This window comes from Vibrio sp. D420a (assembly GCF_030248625.1).
In the GTDB taxonomy this organism is placed as follows: domain Bacteria; phylum Pseudomonadota; class Gammaproteobacteria; order Enterobacterales; family Vibrionaceae; genus Vibrio; species Vibrio fortis_A.
In genome coordinates, this window is sequence record NZ_JAHGAN010000014.1 from 1 (window position 1) to 19530 (window position 19530).

The window sequence follows — 19530 nt, forward strand, 5'->3', positions numbered from 1 at the left end:
AATCTCGAATCTCGAATCTACTTATAAATACACAACATATTTAAGTAGCTGTCAGTCAGTGAGTGCAATTCTTCAGTTGAGTTTGCACGCTTCGCTTGGATGAACAACGAGTAGCAGATACCGTGGAATAGGTTCGCCAAGTGTTTCGGTTCATGTTGGTCGCATACTTCACCGCGCTCGATCGCTTTAACGAACATGTTCTGAACCAGCATTTGGTTAGTGCGGTTAGTTGTTACGAATAGTGGCCATACTTCATCACGAGTTGATGCACTCCATTCGAACCAAACATTAAGCCAGTGACAATCTTGTTCAACAAGTGCAACCATCTCATTGGTGATGTTGGTCAGGTTCTGTTTCGCATGCAGATCAAGATCGATATTGTCTGAAAGGAAGTTCGAGAACTGACGAACAACGTGGTTTAGAACCTCATCAACCAGATCTTCACGTGTTGGGAAGTAGTTAAATACAGTAGCGACAGACACTTGAGCAATGTCAGCGATATCTGCGTGTCCGCCTCGGCCAATGCCGCGACGAGAGAATACTTCAAGAGCAATCTCCATCAATTGAAGTTTTCTTTTTAGGGGTGAAAGCCTAGTTCTAGGTCTCTTAGATATTGAGTCCATAATGTTTTCCTTGCCAACGAAATATTATATTAATGATTTTATTATTATTTAAGCCAAGATGAGTGTAATGGTGCATATGCAAATGGTCAATCATTTGTGCTTGTTTTATGGACAATTGCATCAAACTTGATACATAAATCGTGATCCGCATAGGGCGTTGTAATGCGATCTAACTCGAAACCCGAGAATACGACTCTTGATACGAGAACTGTGATTTAAATTGATAGACGAGGTGGTGTGGGTATTTGAGCAGTGCTAGACTTACGCTCGAAAATCAGCGGCACTATTGATGAAACGATCTACACTTGTCGCAGTCACTAAATAAAATGAGAGCAGTATGAAACATACAGTTGAAGTCATGATCTCTGAGCAAGAAGTTCAAGATCGAGTGCAAGAACTAGGCAAACAGATCACTGAGCATTACCAAGGTAGTGAAGATCTCGTATTGGTAGGTCTATTACGTGGTTCATTCGTATTTATGGCCGATCTTGCGCGTGCGATTAACCTTACGCACCAAGTAGATTTCATGACAGCTTCTAGCTACGGCAATACAATGGAAAGCTCACGTGACGTGCGCATCCTTAAAGACCTAGATGATGACATCAAAGGTAAAGATGTACTGCTAGTTGAAGATATCATCGATACTGGTAACACACTAAACAAGGTGAAAGAGATCCTGAGCCTACGTGATCCTAAGTCAGTACGTATCTGTACGCTGCTGGACAAGCCTTCTCGCCGTGAAGTTGACGTAGAAGTGAACTGGATCGGTTTTGAGATCCCTGACGAGTTTGTTGTGGGTGTAGGTATCGACTACGCTCAGAAATACCGTCACCTACCATACATTGGTAAGGTTGTACCTCAAGAGTAATTGTCGATTGGATGAGATCGAATGATTAAAAAGCCCGCGTGATGCGGGCTTTTTGTATTTGTTAGGAAAGTACTTAACCTTGTTGGCCTAGAAGAGGCGTGGTTAGAATCTTGTTCAATGCCTCTAAATGACTGTTCTCTAGGGTATCGTTGCTTGAACAACGCACACCAAGATCTTTCAGTTTGCCATCACCGATACCATACACAACGCCGTGGATTTCAACCTCTTGGCCGCGCTCCCAAGCACTCTGCATAATGGTTGAGTTACCCAAGTTGTAAACTTGCTCAGCAACGTTGATTTCACAAAGCTTATCACCCCACTGTTCACGTGGCAGTGCTTCGATCTCTTTGCGGTACTTTAAGTAGTTATCACGGATGTGCAGTAGCCAGTTATTGATAAGGCCCAGTTTCGGGTTATCAATAGCCGCATTAACACCGCCACAACCATAGTGACCACAAATAATGATGTGTTTTACCTTCAATACATCAACCGCGTATTGAACAACAGATAGGCAGTTAAGGTCGGTATGAATGACTTGGTTTGCCACATTACGGTGTACAAACAGTTCACCAGAATAGAGCCCTGTTAAGCGTTCAGCTGGTACACGACTATCTGAACAACCGATCCAAAGGAACCCCGGGTTTTGACCCTCTTCAAGCGTCGTAAAATATTCAGGTCGTTCTGAGCGAATTTCATCAGACCATTTGGAATTGTTTTCAAAAAGCTGTTTTATTTCTGGCATCTTGCTTCATACATCCCTCAATTAAGATGCTTAACTATACACAATGTTACAAATTCAATCTTGTAAAAAGTGCGTCAAAAAGTACTCATCTGACGTGTTCTAGTACGTAAAATCATAAACTTAGGCATAAAGCTATCATCCGGTTATAAGACATAAATATTGTGATTGAATTAACACTTTCTGAGTAGTTGATACATTTGTTAAAGTGATACGGTTTGTCAGCTCATCACAGGGAGATGTATTTTGTTTGGAAGTCGTTTTGCAGATATCAACCTCAAAGGGGATATGTTTGGCGGTGTCACCACAGCCATTATCTCACTGCCATTGGCGTTGGCATTTGGTGTTGCTTCTGGTGCAGGCGCCGAAGCGGGCTTGTGGGGCGCGATCATGGTCGGCCTGTTTGCCGCATTGTTTGGTGGTTCCAATACGCTGATCTCTGAGCCAACGGGCCCAATGACTGTGATCATGACGGCAGTACTAACCAGCATGATGGCGAAGTACCCGGAAACAGGCTTAGCAATGACCTTTACTGTTGTGATGATGGCTGGTGCATTTCAGGTATTGCTCGGGACGTTAAAGTTAGGAAAATACATAACTTTGATGCCATATAGCGTGATCTCCGGATTTATGTCCGGCATCGGCGTTATTCTGATTATCCTACAACTTTCTCCACTTCTTGGTCATGCAGCACCCGCAGGTGGCGTGATGGGCACCTTGTCTGCTCTGCCTGATACCGTTGCAAATATGAAGTTCAGTGAGTTGTTCCTTGGCTTACTAACGCTCGGTATTCTGTTTTTCTTCCCTAAGCAGTACCGAAAGTATGTTCCCGCACAATTGGTTGCCTTGGTCGCAGTAACACTGCTTTCTGTCATTCTGTTTGATACAGAAGCGATTCGCCGTATCGGTGAAATCCCTGCAGGTTTACCATCATTGGTTGTGCCGCACATTGACGCTTCTATGTTTACCGAGATGGTCATCGATGCATTGGTGCTGGGTACTCTGGGTTGTATTGATACGCTTTTGACTGCAGTTATTGGTGACTCTTTGACTCGTAAAGAGCACGATTCGGATAAAGAGCTGCGTGGTCAAGGTCTAGCAAATATGATTTCTGGCTTGTTCGGTGCGCTTCCAGGCGCGGGTGCAACCATGGGTACCGTAACCAACATTCAGGTTGGTGCGCGATCTCCATTATCAGGTGTGATTCGTGCGTTAGTACTTGCGCTAGTTGTACTGGTTGCTGGTGGTTTGACTGAACCAATTCCAATGGCGGTACTGGCGGGCATTGCGGTATATGTGGGTTTCAATATCCTTGATTGGAGCTTCATTCAGCGTGCACACCGCGTGAGCTTCGCGGGTATGGCGATCATGTATGGCGTGATGCTATTAACAGTATTCGTCGACTTGATTGTTGCGGTAGGTCTTGGTGTCTTTATCTCTAACATCATCATCATTGAGCGATTGAGCCGTGAGCAGGCGCGCCAAGTGAAGGCGATCAGTGATGCGGATGAGGATGATGTGCCTCTATCGGATAGCGAACGTGGCTTGCTTGATATGGCCAATGGTAAAGTGCTGTTCTTCTATCTGTCTGGACCAATGATCTTCAGTGTCTCTAAGGCGATTTCACGTCAGCACACCAGTATCTCTGATTACGAAGCGATGATTCTCGATCTCACCGATGTACCTATGATTGATGTCACGGTTGGTCTAGCTTTGGAGAATGCGATTAAGGATGCACTAGACGCCAACTGTGAGGTGTACCTACTGTGTCCAAACGACAATACTCGCCAACAGCTTGAGAAATTCCATGTCATTGATCTGGTGCCAGAATCGAATACCTATCGCTTCCGTTATGAAGCCCTAAGAGCGGCAACTAACTACGTGGTACGCGATGAGCATGAGCTCGGTTCCGCTTAGTAAAAAGCAAATTAATCTCTAGCTGTAAAATACCGTTAAGTTAATGACTTAGCGGTATTTTTTTATCTCGTTTTAGCCGTATCCATAAATGTTTCTATAGATTTGGAAATGTTAGTTTGTCTTAATCGTCATTTGACGATAGACTTGTTGGTATATTGGACGTGTCTGAGAATAAAGTCATCTTTTCTCTCATGCCCACTCACTAATCGCAAATGGCAAGTTATCTTCATGTACGCATTAGAAATCGAACAACTTAGAAAGACCTACGCTGGTGGATTTGAGGCCTTGAAAGGCATCAGTCTGCAGGTGAAAAAAGGCGACTTTTACGCATTACTTGGGCCGAACGGCGCGGGCAAATCGACCACGATAGGCGTTATCTCCTCACTGGTAAACAAAACGTCAGGCAAGGTGAATGTCTTTGGTTTTGATATCGATAAAGACCTAGAGTTGGCGAAGCAAAACCTTGGCTTAGTTCCTCAAGAATTCAACTTTAACCAGTTTGAGACCGTTGAGCAGATTGTACTTCAACAAGCTGGCTACTACGGTGTGTCTAAGTCACTAGCTAAAGAGCGCGCAAAAAAGTATCTATCTAAACTCGATCTTTGGGAAAAGCGTAGCGAACGAGCGCGAAACCTGTCTGGTGGTATGAAGCGTCGCTTGATGATTGCCCGTGCATTGATGCATGAGCCTCAACTACTGATCTTGGATGAACCAACAGCCGGCGTTGATATTGAACTGCGCCGTTCAATGTGGGAGTTCCTACAAGAAATCAACGAGAAACAAGGCATCACTATCATCTTGACTACTCACTACCTAGAAGAGGCTGAGATGCTATGTCGTAATATCGGCATCATCAATCGTGGTGAGTTAATTGAGAATACGACGATGAAGTCGCTGCTGAATAAGCTCAGCGTTGAAACCTTCATCCTTGATTTGGAAGAGGGTGCATCTGAGCCGACGCTGCAAGGTGTAAACAGCCAAGTGATGGTGAATGGTTCTCTAGAGATCGAGATTGATAAGACGTTAGGATTGAATACCATCTTTAGCCAGCTAACAGAGCAGGGTATCAAAGTATTGTCGATGCGTAACAAGGCGAACCGTCTGGAAGAGCTGTTTGTGAGTATCGTTCGTGAGGGGAGCAAATAAGATGTATCAACTGTATTGGACGGCTTTTTGTAGCCTGCTCACCAAAGAGGTGAACCGTTTTACCCGAATCTGGGTTCAGACTCTGGTTCCACCTGCGATCACCATGACCTTGTACTTCATCATCTTCGGTAGCCTGATTGGCTCTCGCATTGGCCAGATGAACGGCTTTAGCTATATGGAGTACATTGTGCCGGGCCTTATCATGATGTCGGTGATTACCAACTCTTACTCGAACGTTGCCTCTTCGTTCTTTAGTGCCAAGTTCCAAAAGAACATTGAAGAGCTTTTGGTCGCTCCGGTACCAAACTATGTGATTATCGCGGGCTTCGTGATGGGCGGGGTTGTGCGTGGCTTGCTAGTTGGCGCTATTGTTACCTTTGTGTCTCTGTTCTTCGTTGACCTGCAAGTTGACCATTGGGGTGTAATCATTGCGACTGTGTTCTTAACGTCAGTGGTATTTGCGTTGGGTGGTCTTATCAATGCGGTTTTTGCGCGCACCTTTGATGATATATCAATCATTCCAACCTTCATCCTAACGCCTCTAACTTATCTTGGCGGGGTGTTCTACTCAATCAGTCTACTACCTGAGTTTTGGCAAGGTGTATCTAAGCTGAACCCGATTGTGTATATGGTTAACGCATTCAGATACGGCTTCTTGGGCGTGTCTGACGTGGGTATTGTGACGTCGTTTGGTGTACTGGGTGTGTTTATTGTGGTGTTGTATGGCGTTGCACATTACTTAGTAACAAAGGGCATTGGCTTACGTAGCTAGTCTTTACACCACTGAGCTTACAGATAAAGAAAAAGGTCGATATAACATCGACCTTTTTTGTATTTTGCTTTTAAGAAACCGTTAATTACTCAGCGGTTTCTTCTTTCACTTCTTCTTTGGTTTCCGTAACTAAGTCAAGAACTTGGTTGTCGATAAGACGAGTCTTACCTAGGAAAGCAGACATAAGAATCACAGCTTGAGTGGATTCAGAAGTGATGGCTTGCAGAGTCTTGGCATCGCAGATGAAGATCTCATCCGGTTGTAGATCTGCAGCGCGAAGTTGGTCGGTCGCATCTTCCACAACTGACGCGTAATCATCACGTCCACCACGGATAGCACTGCTGATCCAACGCATAGTACGAGCCAGTACAGGTGCACGTTGGCGCTCATCAATCGTGAGGTTGCCGTTACGAGAGCTCATTGCTAAGCCGTCCATTTCACGAACCGTAGGTACGCCCACGATTTCGATGTCGAGTGCAAGATCGGTCGTCATTTGACGAATAACGGCGAGCTGTTGGAAATCTTTTTCACCGAAGCAGGCAAAATCAGGCTGAACGATGTTGAACAGCTTGGTTACGATCGTTGCTACACCACGGAAGTGACCAGGACGAGAAGCGCCTTCTAGCATGTGAGAAAGGCCCGGTACCTCGACAAAAGTCTGCTTATCAAGACCTGCTGGGTACATGATCTCTGGTGTTGGTGTAAAGACCAACTCAACACCTTCGCCAGTTAGCTTGCTCAAGTCAGCTTCTAGAGTGCGAGGGTAGTTGTTTAGATCATCTGCACGGTCAAATTGCATTGGGTTAACGAAGATACTAACCACAACGATGTCAGCCAGTTCGCGCGCTTTTCTTACTAGAGTAAGGTGACCCTCATGAAGGTTGCCCATAGTAGGAACGAAAGCAACAGTGCGTCCATCACGTTTATACTGCTTAATCTGCTCACGAAGAGCCGCTACTTCAGCGAAAGATTGCATACTAACTCCTAAGCGATTGTGTGAGCGTCATCAGGGAAACGTGCGCTCTCAACATCTTCTTTATATTTTGCCACGGCTTTACGCATATCGCCCGTTTCCGCTAAGAAATTCTTAGAGAATTTAGGCATATAGTTCGCAGAAATACCGAACATGTCGTGCATAACTAGGATTTGACCGTCGGTCACATTACCCGCGCCAATACCAATTACTGGTACATCACAGGCTTCAGTAATACGTTTTGCCAATGAAGCCGGTACACACTCAAGCAGGACGATTTGCGCGCCAGCTTCTTGTAGAGCCAATGCGTCTGCAACCATTTTGTCGGCTTGCTCGTCGTCGCGACCTTGTACCTTGTAACCACCAAAGATGTTCACAGACTGAGGTGTTAAACCTAGGTGTGCACAAACCGGTACTGCGCGCTCTGTTAGCATTTTCACTGTATCTACCAGCCAGCTGCCACCTTCAATCTTAACCATGTTGGCACCAGCGCGAATGATCGTCGCCGCGTTTTCACATGCTTGCTCAGGTGTTGCGTAGCTCATGAATGGCATGTCAGCCATCAACAGACAGTTTGGGCTACCTGCACGTACTGAGCGAGTGTGGTAAGCAATGTCGTCTACGGTAACTGGCAGTGTGTCAGTTTGGCCTTGCAGCACCATACCAAGCGAATCACCGACTAAAAGGACAGGGATTTCTTGGCTTTCGAATAGTTGACTGAAGCTTGCGTCGTAAGCCGTTGACGTTGCAAATTTACGGCCTTCACGTTTGCACTTGATCAGGTCGTTAATGGTTACTTTTTTCATTGGTTTTCCTTAATGCGTTTGGCTTATTTTTGCCAAACATTGAGCCCGTTTTTGTCGACTACTTTAAGCAGTTCACTGAGCTCAGTCCCATCAGGGAGTTGTAAACTTGGTGCGATTTCAGCTAGCGGGTAAAGAACGAATTCTCGCTCTTTCATTCCGTAGTGAGGAACGGTTAAGCGCTCTGAATCGATCACCTCATTGCCGTATAAAATGATGTCTAGGTCCAAGGTTCTTGGTCCCCAACGCTCATCTTTACGGACACGCCCTTGCTCTTGCTCAATTGCTTGGGTGCAGTTGAGCAGTTCAATCGGCGTTAATTCGGTTTCAATAGCAACCACCGCATTGATGTAATCTGGTTGGTTTTGCGGCCCCATTGGAGTGCTACTATATAGCTTAGAGGTCGCAATAAACTTTGATTGCGGTAGGCTTTTTAGTGTTTCGATAGCCAAATTTGCTTGGCTCACAGGGTCGGCAAGATTGCTGCCGACCGCGATGTACGCTGTGATCATGATGACTGCTTACTTTTCTTGTTGCGGTAAGTCTTACGGCGTCGATGACCAGATTTAGATGGTGGAGCCACATCGTTTGCCATCGCTTGGCGCATGTTGCGTCCTGCACTCTGGTAGCGCTCCCACCATTTAGCAAGTTCTTGGGTTTCACCACCTTCGATCTCGCCACGCATCTCAAGGAAGTCAAAGCCAGCACGGAACTTGTTGAGCTCCATTAGGCGTTGAGCACGCTTGCCGTTGCGACGAGGTAGACGAAGCTGCAGTTGCCATACTTCACGAATAGTCGCTGTGTGGCGGCGTGGAATAGCAATGCTCTTAACCTGTTGATCAAGAATCACGTTGCTTGCTTCCATGATGGCGTCATATTGAGAAAGACCAAGCTCATCGGCTAGTTTCTCGGCCAGTTTGTTCATCGGGTACCACAAGATAGCTGCGAACATAAAGGCTGGGTTAACGCGTTTGCCATCTTCGATGCGCAGGTCAGTAGAATCGAGCACCAAGTCCAGCATCTGTTCTGTCTGAGATGAGTAGTCCTCAGTAAAGAATTCAGCCACCGCTGGGAACATCTGTTGGAACAGATTGTATTCGCGCATTAGGTGGTAAGTTTCAAGACCGTAGCCTGATTGAAGAAGCTTCAGTGACTCTTCATAAAGACGAGCTGCTGGGATGTCTTTTAGCAGGTGAGCTAACCCTTCAATTGGGTCGGCCGTGTCTTCTTCGATGTCGAAGTCTAGCTTAGCAGAGAAACGCATGGCACGAAGCATACGTACCGGGTCTTCACGGTAGCGAGTTTCTGGATCACCAATCAGACGGATCAAGCGATCTTCTAAGTCTTCCACACCACCTGCGTAATCGTGGATGCTGTAGTCTGCAATGTTGTAGTACATCGCATTGATGGTGAAGTCACGACGCTCTGCATCTTCATCGACGCTGCCGTAGACGTTATCACGCAGCAACATACCTTCTTTAGACTGAGCTGATACGTTTTTCGATGGCTCTTGGTGGTGACCACGGAAAGTTGCTACTTCGATGATGTCGCGACCAAACATGATGTGCGCAAGACGGAAACGACGACCGATAAGACGGCAGTTTCTAAATAGGTTTTTGATCTGCTCTGGTGTCGCGTTAGTCGCGATATCGAAATCTTTCGGTTGTGAGCCGAGCAGTAAATCTCGCACACCACCACCGACTAGGAATGCGTCAAAACCCGCACCATTCAGGCGATATAACACTTTTAGTGCGTTATCACTGATCTGCTTGCGTGAAATATTGTGCTCTTGTCGAGTGTAAATATTCAGAGCTAAATCGTGGAATCCACGTTGTTCGCTAGGGGTATTGTCGTTTGTATTCATTAGTTTACAACAAAGTAGGTATCGCCAACTTTGCTTTTCTCTTAGTCCAAAGTGGTAGTGCAGAGTTTAATTGCGGCTAATAATAGCCTAGCGGAAGCCATTTGAGAACATTGTCCGCTTATACACACCCAAGGGTTGTGGCATTTTTATGTGTCGTTTATACGATTTCATGCCGCGAACGTGTCAATCACGGTGCTCTTTATGCAGTGTATCGGGTAGCTGATTGATATGCCAACGCTGGCAACCCCAAGCCAAAATCTCGCTCAAAGAACCTTGCTCAATGTCGAGAGGTAAAGTGAAACCGAGAAAGCGCATTGCACTCAACAGTGCCGGTTTTGGGTTGTCTAAGTCGATACCCTTTGCATGATTCTGCTTTGAGAGCTTGTTACCCGTAGCGTCGGTCGCTAGAGGCAGATGGAGGTAACTCACCTGTGGCTGATTTAGGGCTTTATAGAGGCTGATTTGACGGCCTGTGGGCTCGATTAAGTCAGCTCCTCGCACCACTTCTGTAACCCCTTGAGCGATATCATCCAGCACCACCGCTAGATTGTAGGCGAATAAGCCATCACGACGTTTAATAATAAAGTCTTCTTTGGCGAGTTTGGCTGGAATGCTCATGGTGCCGTGGCGAATATCCTCGAATGACTCAACTGGGTGATTCATCACTAGGCGTACCGCGCGTTCACCATTATCGTCTAGTGCTGCGTGACGACAGTGACCGTTGTAGAAGCCACCTAGGGCTTTTATCTGCTTGCGGGTACATTCGCAGTAGTAAGCTTGCTGCTCGGTAAGCCACTGTTCAATCTGTGCTTGGTAAGCCGGGTGTCGATGACTCTGATATATGACCTCGCCATCCCAATGCAACTGATAGGTCTCTAAGGTTTTTAATATAAGATTGGCGGCTCCTGGCATTTCGCGCGGTGGATCGAGATCTTCCATGCGAACTAGCCATTGTCCCTTTTGTGATTTTGCTTGGAAGTAGCTACCGAGTGCAGCCACAAGTGAGCCAAAATGAAGAGGGCCTGAAGGAGAAGGTGCAAAGCGCCCGATATAACTCATAGTAAAAGCCTAAGTAATGGTTGTATGGGGAATAAAAGACCAAATAAAAAAGGGAGCGAGTGCTCCCTTTCTTCACATCAACAAGGATTAGCCTTGCATCTGTTTCTCTTTGATTTCTGCAAGTGTTTTACAGTCAATACAAAGATCAGCAGTCGGACGAGCTTCAAGACGACGAATACCGATTTCGATACCACAAGAATCACAGAAGCCGAAATCGTCTTCTTCGATCTTGTCTAGAGTCTTCTCAATCTTCTTGATTAGACGACGTTCACGGTCACGGTTACGTAGCTCTAGGCTGAACTCTTCTTCTTGAGAAGCGCGGTCAACTGGGTCTGGGAAATTTGCTGCCTCGTCCTGCATGTGGTGAACAGTACGATCAACTTCTTCCCTGAGCTGGTTGCGCCAAGCTTCCAAAATCTTTGTAAAATGAGCCATTTGCTCAGGTGACATGTACTCTTCACCTGGCTTTTCTTGATATGGTTCAACACCTGCGATTGCTAGGATGCCTAGCGCTTTTTTCTTAGATTCTGGCATACAGCATCTCCTATTTACACCTAGTCAACTGCAAAGCAGCTAATTTTAAGGCGGGTATCTATAGCAGAAAGAACGAATGGTGGCAAACACTCAAATGTAAACTTGTTATCAATGTGCAGAGTTCCGCACTTTGCGAATCAAGCGATGAATTCAACCGCTTGATTCAATTCCATTTGAGTATTGTTGAGTTCAGCTTTGTAACAGAGAACTTCAACACCAGCGTCTTGTGCTTGTTTTAGTAATAATGAATATTTGGCGTCTATATGGTGTGCCGCTGAGACTTTTTCAATACCTGAATGTAAAACAGTGAATAAAAGTACTGCTCTTTGACCAGATTCTGCCATTTCTGTGAGTTCACGCAGATGCTTTTGACCACGCGTGGTAACGGCATCTGGAAAGTAGCCTTGTCCCTTTCCAACACTTGGGTCATCTGCCAATAGAGTGACGCTTTTCACCTCTATATAGCAATCCGCTTTGGCTTCATCCTCGAGCAAAATGTCTATCCGGCTATTCTCACTGCCGTATTTCACCTCGGTGCGCAGCGTTTGATAACCTGAAAGTTCAACTATAGCGCCATTTTCAATCGCTTCCACTGCCAATTGGTTAGCACGGGCAGTGTTCACACAAATTCGATCGCCTTGTGCTGTTTCTGAGATCTCCCAGCTGTTTGGGTATTTTCGCTTAGGGTTGTCAGAGGTTGAGTACCACACGATGTTTCCCGGTTCAGCACAACCTGTCATCGCGCCAGTGTTGGCACAGTGGATAGTACGTTCACTGCCATCAGGAAGTTTGATATCCGTCAGGAAACGTTTGTAGCGTTTTATAAGAGTCGCAGACTCTAAAGGAGAATCGAAGTGCATTTTACTTATTTAGAGAGAACTGTTTTTATGTACAATATTGGCAACATTACACCACAAGGTCTTTCCATTGTCACAACTGCCCATTGAAGCTGTGATGCCCGAGTTGCTCTCCGGCGTTCGTTCTCACTCCCAAGTTATTCTCAAAGCGGCCCCCGGTGCTGGTAAATCGACGTTCCTCCCTTTGCAACTGGTTAAGTCTCAGGCGGTAAGTGGCAAGATAGTGATGCTTGAACCAAGATGCCTTGCTGCACGTAATATCGCCAGTTATCTCGCTGAGCAGTTGGGTGAAAAGGTAGGTGAGACGATTGGCTTTAGGGTTCGTGGTGAGAACAAAACCAGTAGTAATACTCGTCTGGAGATTGTTACCGAGGGGATCATGACCCGTATGATTCAGAGCGACCCAGAGCTCACGGGAATCGATATGGTGATCTTCGATGAGTTTCACGAGCGCACTATTCATGCAGACACCTCTTTGGCCTTTAGTTTGGAGATCCAAGAAGCGCTCAGAGACGATCTCAAAATCGTGGTGATGTCGGCGACGCTCGACCAAGCGACTCTCAAAGCTCTGTTACCTGAGGCCGAATATATTGAATCACAGGGACGCTCGTTTCCTGTCGAGTACCGTTACCAACCGTTAGCAGCCAATGATTACTTACCTGCTAAAATGGCCACAGTAATCGAATCTCTGATGGAGAAAGAGCAAGGCTCACTGCTGGCGTTTCTGCCCGGTGTCTCGGCGATTAAGCAGGTGCAAGAGCGACTGCAACACTTGAGTAGTGATGTGGATGTATTTGCTCTGTATGGTCAGTTGAGTTTTGCAGAGCAACAGAAAGCAATTTCGCCAGCTGAAAAAGGTAAGCGTAAAGTGGTGTTGGCGACCAATATCGCCGAGACCTCGCTGACGATTGAGGGGATCCGCTTGGTGGTTGATTCTGGGCTGGAACGAGTGGCGAAGTTTGATTTGAAAACCGGTGTTACTAAGCTAGAACAGGTCAAAATATCTCAATCTTCGGCTGAGCAGAGAGCTGGCCGTGCAGGGCGTATTGAAGAAGGATTGTGCGTTCGTTTGTACAGCGAAACTCAATTGCAACAACAGCCCTTGGTTCCTGTTCCTGAAATTCTTCATTCCGATCTATCCTCCTTGCTGGCTGAGTTGATTCAATGGGGAGCGGCAAGCGCTGACGAGCTTCAATGGCTCGATACTCCACCTCAAGCGGCATTGGCGCAGGCGAGCAGCTTGTTACAGCAATTGGGGCTTTTGGATCATAGTAGGCAATTTACTGCGCAAGGTAAGCAAGCGCAGCAACTTGGGCTAGACCCTCGGATTGCCAGCATGCTGATTAAAGCCAAGCAACACAGTAGTCAGTTGTTGAATGCTGCTATTGCTGTCGCTGCGTTGATTGAAGAGCCTGAACGTAGTGTTTCTGATGTCCAGCATTCGTTATTCCGCTTGAAACAAGGGAAACATGCACGCAATCATTTCATGACTCAGCGTGTGAAGGCGCTCGCGGCTAAATTAGAACATAAATTTGACCTACAGAGTGTTGATGAATTGCTGCTGCCTTTGGCATTGTGTATCGCATTTCCTGATCGCATCGCTCAATCGCGCGGTAAGCAGAATCATCAGTTCTTGCTCGCCAATGGCCATGGTGCAGAGGTGCGCGATGACGATCCACTCGCGGATAGTGAGTACTTAGTGGTTATTGATTTGATGAGAAGTGCAGGTCGCTCCAGTCAAGTATTCTTAGCCACCGCAGTCGATATCGTGAGTCTAGAAGAGCATTTTCCAGATATGTTTACGGCTCGCGATTATGTTGACTGGGATGATAAACGAGGGCGTTTAGTGGCAGAACAGCGAGTTTGTCTGGGTCAGCTCGTCGTTAATACCAAAGCCTTACCTGAGCCGGGTAGCGAGCAAATCAGTGAAGCTCTGCTCAACTATGTAGGACGTAAAGGCCTGGAAATATTGAATTGGACATCTGCAGCAAAGCAACTCCAAGCGCGTATTTTGTGTGCGGGGCAGTGGCTGCCTGAACAAGCATGGCCCGCGGCTGATGAGCAAAGTTTGTTGACGAACTTAGATGACTGGTTAATGCCGTACCTGAATGGCGTGAAGTCAGTAAAAGGGCTGCAAAATGTCAATGTCGAGCAAGCTTTGATGGCGTATCTGGGATGGCCATTAAACCAAGAGATCGACCAATGGTTGCCTACACACTACGTGATGCCTACGGGGAGTAAGAAATCTATTCGTTATCAAGAAAATGCAGAACCTGTGATATCGGTTCGAATGCAAGAAGTGTTTGGTGAGCAAGATTCTCCTTTGATTGCTCAAGGGCGTAAAAAAGTCGTACTTGAGTTACTCTCACCGGCACAAAGGCCATTGCAAATCACTCAAGACTTAGCCGGTTTTTGGGCTGGGGCTTATAAAGAAGTTCAGAAAGAGATGAAAGGTCGATACCCTAAACACCCTTGGCCAGATGACCCGGCTAACCATGTAGCGACGACCAAAACCAAACGACAGTTGAATCGATGATGATAAAAATGTTTACACCAAAAAAGGGGCCAGCGAAAAAGGCACCTGCGAAAAAGTCACCGACAGCTAAGTCGCCTCAAAACAAGTCAACCAAAACAAGAAAGCCGAGAGCAGCTGCAAAAAAGCGAACGCCGAGTAAGCGAAGCAAAGCCAATCGTGGTTGGTTGAAAATGCTGTGGGGCTTTGCTTGGAAAGCTGGCCTTGCTGTCGCTGCGATCTTGCTCTTTGTTGGCATTTATCTCGATACTGTGGTGAAACAGCGTTTTGAAGGGCAACTCTTTGACCTACCAACAGTGGTTTATGCCCGAGTATTAGATTTATCGCCGGGTACCCCAATCAGCATTCAGCAAGTACGTAATGAGCTAGATGTACTCAACTACCGTAAGGTCAGTGCTCCTCGTCACCCGGGGGAGTACTCTTCGTCTTCAACTAAGATTGAGCTGATACGTCGCCCATTTGAATTTGTTGATGGCCCAGAAGCTGACCGTCATGTGATGTTGCACTTTAATGGCAATGAGTTAACCCGTATTCAGTCGCTTGAGAAAAAAGGCGACATGGGCTATTTGCGCATTGAACCTAAGATGCTAGGCATGCTTGAGAAAAGTAACGATGAACAACGTCTTTTCTTAAAGCGAAACCAGTTCCCTGAGGTGATGGTCGATGCTCTACTCGTGACCGAAGATAGAGATTTCTATCAGCATGATGGTGTATCGCCATTAGCGATAGCTCGTGCGATGGTGGTTAACGTCAAGGCCGGACGTACTGTACAAGGTGGTAGTACACTGACACAGCAGCTCGCGAAAAACCTGTTTTTATCGAGTGAGCGCACCCTTTGGCGTAAGATTCGTGAAGCCTATATCGCGCTGATTTTGGACTACCGATACAGCAAAGATGAAATTCTTGAGGCTTACCTTAATGAGGTATATCTAGGTCAGAACGGTGGTGAGGCGATTCACGGTTTCGGTTTGGCATCGCGTCTCTATTTCGGGCAACCAATTCAAGAGCTGAGAATCGACCAACTGGCACTGCTGGTGGGGATGGTGAAAGGGCCATCGTATTACAACCCAGTTCGCTACCCAGAGCGTGCTAAAACACGACGTGATTTAGTGCTGCGTTTGATGATGCAACAAGATATCTTGAGTGCTAGCCAATATGAAGCGGCAGCCAGTCGCGATCTTGATATTCAAGACAACCCACGTATCGCGAGCCGTCAGCCTGCTTACTTCCAGCAAGTGAATATCGAACTGAAGAAGTTTGTTGGTGACCGATTTGAAGCACAAAAAGGCTTGCGAGTCTTTACTTCGCTAGACCCTGTCTCACAGCAAGAGCTTGAACGCTCCATCGCGCGCAAGGTGCCTCAATTAGCTAAAACTGCAGGCAATAAACTAGAAGCTGCTGCGATTGCGGTTGACCGTAATACTGGTGAGATAAGAGCCATGGTCGGTGGTAAACGCACTGGCTACGACGGTTTTAACCGAGCATTGAATGCAAGCCGCCCGATCGGCTCATTAGTCAAGCCTGCGGTATACCTAACAGCACTACAGCAACCGGATAAATACACACTGGCGACGACCTTGATGGATACGCCGCTGAGCTTGAAAGGCAGTAAGGGAAGCGTATGGAGCCCACGAAACTTTGACCGTAAATTCCGCGGCGAGGTGCCTTTATATGTGGCGTTATCTAAGTCTTACAATGTGCCGACGGTTCGTCTAGGAATGCAGCTTGGCATTGACTCTGTGTCGAATACCATCGAAAAGCTTGGGGTGGATAAAAGTGAGATCCGCCCTGTACCATCGATGTTCTTAGGCTCATTTTCTTTAACACCTTTTCAAGTGGCGCAGATGTACCAAACAGTCACTAACTCAGGCAGAAAAGCGCCACTCTCAGCATTACGCTCAGTGGTAGACAACGATGGTGAGGTTCTTTATCAATCAATACCTCGTGTGTCACAAAGTGTTGAGCAGCAAGCAGCATGGCTTACCACCTATGCGATGAAACGAGGTGTATCAGAAGGGACAGGTCGATTCTTACAGAGCCAGTTCTCTTGGGCTGGCCTCGCAGGAAAAACGGGTACCAGTAACGATAGCCGTGATAGTTGGTTTGTAGGTGTTGATGGCCGTGAGGTAACCACCATTTGGTTAGGTCGTGATGATAATAAACCAACGAAACTAACCGGTTCGAGTGGTGCTCTTCGTGTTTACGCAGATTACCTGAAACAACGTGGCCCAGAAGTGCTGCGTTTGCCTTGGCCAAATGGTATAGCTACCGCTAATTTTGTGAATACGAACTCTGGTGCACTAGAGTTTAATTGTGATGGGCCGGTGCAGTTACCCGTTTGGGATGAACGTGGTGACATTAAAAAGGGGTGTGAAAGCCAACCAAAACAGTGGCTAAAGAAGCTTTTTGAGTGGTAAAGTTGCATAAGAAATGGATGACAAGGATAGAGTTTAAATGATGATTTCTCGTTGGCTGAGTCGTGGTTTAGGTGTCGTTGGAATTGTGTTGTGTTCGCAGGTTTTGGCTGAAAATGTGGTTGAGCCAGCCGACAAAACGCAAGTTGAGCAGAAAACTCGCCCAAGTATCGCCGTGGTTCTTGCTGGTGGCGGAGCCAAGGGGGCAGCTCATATTGGTGTTCTGAAAGCACTTGAAGAGATGCACATTCCAGTCGATTACGTCACAGGTACCAGCATGGGTGCCTATGTAGGCGGCTTGTACGCAACGGGCATGAGTGCCGACGAGATTGAAAGCTTTATCTACTCTGTTGATTGGAACAAAGGCTATCGCGACCGTGTAAACCGTAGCGACCGACGCGTGCGTGACAAAGAGTATGAAGACCGTTACCAACTGACCACGGATTTAGGTTTAGGTTGGGGAGAAGTACGTGCACCAACGGGTGTCGTACAAGGTCAGAATATGCTTCGTATCCTGCGTGAGACAACGGGTAATCTAGCCCCATTTGAATCTTTTGATGATCTTGCTATCCCATATCGCTCTGTCGCAACAGACATCATCGAACTTGAAGAGGTGGTGATTGATAAAGGGCAGCTCGTCGATGCAATGATGTCGAGTATGTCCGTACCGGGCGCTTTACCTCCTTATGAGGTTGATGGCCGCATGCTGGTCGACGGTGGTGTCATCAACAACATGCCAGTTGATGTTGCCCGTGCGATGGGCGCGGACATTGTTATCGCAGTAGACATCAGCACCAACTACAAAGGCGAAGAAGAGTTCACCAACCTTTTCACGGTCGCTGATCAACTTTCGAACTACTTGGTACGTCGCAGCACTCAACAACAGGCGGAAACCTTAACGGAAGAGGACGTCTTTCTTAAGCCTGATGTTGGCCAGATGGAGACCACTGAGTTTGATAAGATGCCCGGCGCTTATGAAGCGGGTTATCAGGTTGCCTACCAGTTTGAAGACAAGCTTCGCGGCCTTTCAATGAGTACTGCCAAGTATCAAGATTATGTTGAAGGCAAGCAGCAAGCTCGCCGTAAACTTAAGCACGGTGATAAAACTGTGGTTGATGAGGTTGTGATTAACAATAACAGCCACTATTCCGACAAGCTGATTGAGAACCGCCTAAACCTTGAAGCTGGGAAAGTCTTGAAAACCAGCCAAATTGAAACCAGCGTACAAAACCTCTACGCGCTCGATCGCTTTGAACTGATTACCTACCAATTCGATGATGTTGATGGTGTCGATCAATTGGTCGTCGATGTGAACGAGAAAGAGTGGGGGCCAAACTACCTTAACTTCCGCTTTTTCTTAGAAGATGACTTTGCTACCGATAGCCAATACTCCATTGGTGTTTCTGCAAACTTTACGGATATCAATCAACATGGTGCAGAGCTTAGAACCAACTTAGAGATGGGCACCGATAAGCGCATTGAAGCTGAGCTGTTTTCTCCGTTTTTCTCACATCAGAATCTTTTTACCTCAGCATCATTTGTCTATGCCAACCAGAAGCGGAACCTACCCGCTAACATCGATGAAATTGAGGAACCGACCTTAGATGTAACCCAAGACTTTGTTTCGATGACATATAAGGAAACCATTGGTGAGCTTGCATTCGGTTATCAGCCAACTTTGTGGCAGGAGTTTAAATTTGGTGGGCGTTATACCGACGGTGAAGTCGAAGTATCTTCACTGCCTTCGCTTGGCGGTGGCTCTTACGAGCGAATCGGTGGCTTTATGAGTTATCGTCTTGATACCTTAGATAACTTCAGTCTTCCTACAGAAGGTTATTTCGTTGATTTAGAATACCTTGTCTCTCATGATGAATTTGATTCTGATACCGTTATCTCTGATCCCAATCTTGTTCAGAGCAGCGATACCGTTTATGAGTTCTCAGCTAATCTAATGGCCGCACAGAGCTACAAACGCCATACTTTAGTCGCAAAGCTCGATTACGGTATTGTTGAAAGTAAAAATTCCATTTTTCCAATCGACCCGAAACAACTGGGAGGTTTCTTAAACCTTTCTGGTATTCCACGTAATAGCTTACTTGGTCAAAACCTGGCGTTCACCAGTTTAGTGTATCGCTATAAATGGTTTGAGAATGATTTCGGCTTGTTTGAATCCCCGTTCTATCTGGGCGCATCCATTGAACACGGTGGTGTTTGGTCGAACAATGACTTGAAAATTCATGAAGCGCCGCTGTACACCGCAGGCTCGCTGTTTGCAGGGGTCGACTCTCCGATTGGGCCAATTATTTTGGCGTATGGTATGACAGAAGATAACTACGATTCTGTTTACCTTATTATCGGAACGTCATATAAATAACCATGCGAAAAATAGCGATACTGGCGACTAATTAGGCAAAAATAGTGGGACTTT

Annotated in this window: 15 protein-coding genes and 1 pseudogene; 7 read left to right on the plus strand and 9 right to left on the minus strand. The window is 46.5% G+C overall.

The genetic code is table 11. The features are described 5' to 3' along the window. Window positions 1–17: 17 nt before the first annotated feature. Window positions 18–623 carry a LuxR/HapR/OpaR family quorum-sensing transcriptional regulator gene (locus tag KI743_RS11150; protein WP_032551493.1) on the minus strand — a complete coding sequence of 202 codons (606 nt, stop codon included), beginning with the start codon at window positions 621–623 and terminating at the stop codon, window positions 18–20. Between the two features lie 337 nt (window positions 624–960). Here KI743_RS11150 and hpt point away from each other — a divergent pair, with 337 nt between their 5' ends. Then, window positions 961–1491, plus strand: a complete 531-nt coding sequence (gene hpt / locus KI743_RS11155) for a hypoxanthine phosphoribosyltransferase (protein WP_150869255.1) — start codon at window positions 961–963, stop codon at window positions 1489–1491. A gap of 73 nt (window positions 1492–1564) precedes the next feature. Here hpt and can read toward each other — a convergent pair whose 3' ends face one another. Continuing rightward, entirely contained in the window at window positions 1565–2233 is a 669-nt protein-coding gene (gene can, locus KI743_RS11160) for a carbonate dehydratase (RefSeq protein ID WP_150893490.1), read from the minus strand. A gap of 243 nt (window positions 2234–2476) precedes the next feature. Between can and KI743_RS11165 the strand changes: the two genes are divergently transcribed. The 3 genes from KI743_RS11165 to KI743_RS11175 all read left to right on the plus strand — a co-directional run bounded on the left by KI743_RS11165 (window position 2477) and on the right by KI743_RS11175 (window position 6065). Then, the gene (locus KI743_RS11165) at window positions 2477–4147 is read left to right on the plus strand and encodes a SulP family inorganic anion transporter (protein WP_032551496.1); all 1671 of its coding nucleotides are present in this window, start codon (window positions 2477–2479) and stop codon (window positions 4145–4147) included. Between the two features lie 228 nt (window positions 4148–4375). Beyond that, on the plus strand, window positions 4376–5293 hold the full coding sequence (locus KI743_RS11170) for an ABC transporter ATP-binding protein (protein ID WP_152469272.1): 918 nt from the start codon (window positions 4376–4378) through the stop codon (window positions 5291–5293). A 1-nt stretch (window position 5294) separates the two neighbouring features. Next, entirely contained in the window at window positions 5295–6065 is a 771-nt protein-coding gene (locus KI743_RS11175; RefSeq protein ID WP_150869252.1) for an ABC transporter permease, read from the plus strand. A gap of 85 nt (window positions 6066–6150) precedes the next feature. Here the strand turns inward: KI743_RS11175 and panC are convergent, their stop codons facing one another. The 7 genes from panC to sfsA form a co-directional block, all read right to left on the minus strand. After that, window positions 6151–7041 carry a pantoate--beta-alanine ligase gene (panC, locus tag KI743_RS11180; RefSeq protein ID WP_032551499.1) on the minus strand — a complete coding sequence of 297 codons (891 nt, stop codon included), beginning with the start codon at window positions 7039–7041 and terminating at the stop codon, window positions 6151–6153. An 8-nt stretch (window positions 7042–7049) separates the two neighbouring features. After that, complete coding sequence (gene panB / locus KI743_RS11185) at window positions 7050–7844, minus strand: 3-methyl-2-oxobutanoate hydroxymethyltransferase (protein WP_285466448.1); 795 nt, start codon at window positions 7842–7844, stop codon at window positions 7050–7052. A 23-nt stretch (window positions 7845–7867) separates the two neighbouring features. Continuing rightward, a complete protein-coding gene (gene folK, locus KI743_RS11190; protein ID WP_032551501.1) occupies window positions 7868–8353 on the minus strand; it encodes a 2-amino-4-hydroxy-6-hydroxymethyldihydropteridine diphosphokinase in 486 nt (161 codons plus the stop codon). Then, window positions 8350–9705, minus strand: coding sequence for a polynucleotide adenylyltransferase PcnB (pcnB, locus tag KI743_RS11195; protein ID WP_285466450.1), 1356 nt, complete (start codon window positions 9703–9705; stop codon window positions 8350–8352). The genes folK and pcnB overlap by 4 nt, the downstream gene beginning before the upstream one ends. A gap of 183 nt (window positions 9706–9888) precedes the next feature. Continuing rightward, on the minus strand, window positions 9889–10764 hold the full coding sequence (gluQRS, locus tag KI743_RS11200) for a tRNA glutamyl-Q(34) synthetase GluQRS (protein WP_285466451.1): 876 nt from the start codon (window positions 10762–10764) through the stop codon (window positions 9889–9891). 87 nt (window positions 10765–10851) lie between these two features. Continuing rightward, on the minus strand, window positions 10852–11298 hold the full coding sequence (gene dksA / locus KI743_RS11205; RefSeq protein ID WP_032551504.1) for an RNA polymerase-binding protein DksA: 447 nt from the start codon (window positions 11296–11298) through the stop codon (window positions 10852–10854). Window positions 11299–11435: 137 nt separating this feature from the next. Further along, complete coding sequence (gene sfsA, locus KI743_RS11210) at window positions 11436–12158, minus strand: DNA/RNA nuclease SfsA (protein ID WP_285466452.1); 723 nt, start codon at window positions 12156–12158, stop codon at window positions 11436–11438. A gap of 94 nt (window positions 12159–12252) precedes the next feature. On the opposite strand from sfsA, the gene hrpB reads away from it, so the two are divergent. The 3 genes and pseudogenes from hrpB to KI743_RS11225 form a co-directional block, all read left to right on the plus strand. Beyond that, a complete protein-coding gene (hrpB, locus tag KI743_RS11215) occupies window positions 12253–14691 on the plus strand; it encodes an ATP-dependent helicase HrpB (protein WP_373417829.1) in 2439 nt (812 codons plus the stop codon). Continuing rightward, complete coding sequence (gene mrcB, locus KI743_RS11220) at window positions 14688–17105, plus strand: penicillin-binding protein 1B (protein WP_285466453.1); 2418 nt, start codon at window positions 14688–14690, stop codon at window positions 17103–17105. Before hrpB ends, mrcB begins: the two co-directional genes overlap by 4 nt. 157 nt (window positions 17106–17262) lie before the next feature. Then, window positions 17263–19476: pseudogene (locus KI743_RS11225) on the plus strand (patatin-like phospholipase family protein); the annotation flags it as partial. Between the last annotated feature and the right edge of the window lie 54 nt (window positions 19477–19530).

What these genes read in the sequence shown, in the direction of transcription:
- KI743_RS11150 (WP_032551493.1), bottom strand. Translation starts at nt 623, where the DNA reads ATGGACTCAATATCTAAGAGACCTAGAACTAGGCTTTCACCCCTAAAA.
- hpt (WP_150869255.1), top strand. Translation starts at nt 961, where the DNA reads ATGAAACATACAGTTGAAGTCATGATCTCTGAGCAAGAAGTTCAAGAT.
- can (WP_150893490.1), bottom strand. Translation starts at nt 2,233, where the DNA reads ATGCCAGAAATAAAACAGCTTTTTGAAAACAATTCCAAATGGTCTGAT.
- KI743_RS11170 (WP_152469272.1), top strand. Translation starts at nt 4,376, where the DNA reads ATGTACGCATTAGAAATCGAACAACTTAGAAAGACCTACGCTGGTGGA.
- KI743_RS11175 (WP_150869252.1), top strand. Translation starts at nt 5,295, where the DNA reads ATGTATCAACTGTATTGGACGGCTTTTTGTAGCCTGCTCACCAAAGAG.
- panC (WP_032551499.1), bottom strand. Translation starts at nt 7,041, where the DNA reads ATGCAATCTTTCGCTGAAGTAGCGGCTCTTCGTGAGCAGATTAAGCAG.
- panB (WP_285466448.1), bottom strand. Translation starts at nt 7,844, where the DNA reads ATGAAAAAAGTAACCATTAACGACCTGATCAAGTGCAAACGTGAAGGC.
- folK (WP_032551501.1), bottom strand. Translation starts at nt 8,353, where the DNA reads ATGATCACAGCGTACATCGCGGTCGGCAGCAATCTTGCCGACCCTGTG.
- pcnB (WP_285466450.1), bottom strand. Translation starts at nt 9,705, where the DNA reads ATGAATACAAACGACAATACCCCTAGCGAACAACGTGGATTCCACGAT.
- gluQRS (WP_285466451.1), bottom strand. Translation starts at nt 10,764, where the DNA reads ATGAGTTATATCGGGCGCTTTGCACCTTCTCCTTCAGGCCCTCTTCAT.
- dksA (WP_032551504.1), bottom strand. Translation starts at nt 11,298, where the DNA reads ATGCCAGAATCTAAGAAAAAAGCGCTAGGCATCCTAGCAATCGCAGGT.
- sfsA (WP_285466452.1), bottom strand. Translation starts at nt 12,158, where the DNA reads ATGCACTTCGATTCTCCTTTAGAGTCTGCGACTCTTATAAAACGCTAC.
- hrpB (WP_373417829.1), top strand. Translation starts at nt 12,253, where the DNA reads ATGCCCGAGTTGCTCTCCGGCGTTCGTTCTCACTCCCAAGTTATTCTC.
- mrcB (WP_285466453.1), top strand. Translation starts at nt 14,688, where the DNA reads ATGATGATAAAAATGTTTACACCAAAAAAGGGGCCAGCGAAAAAGGCA.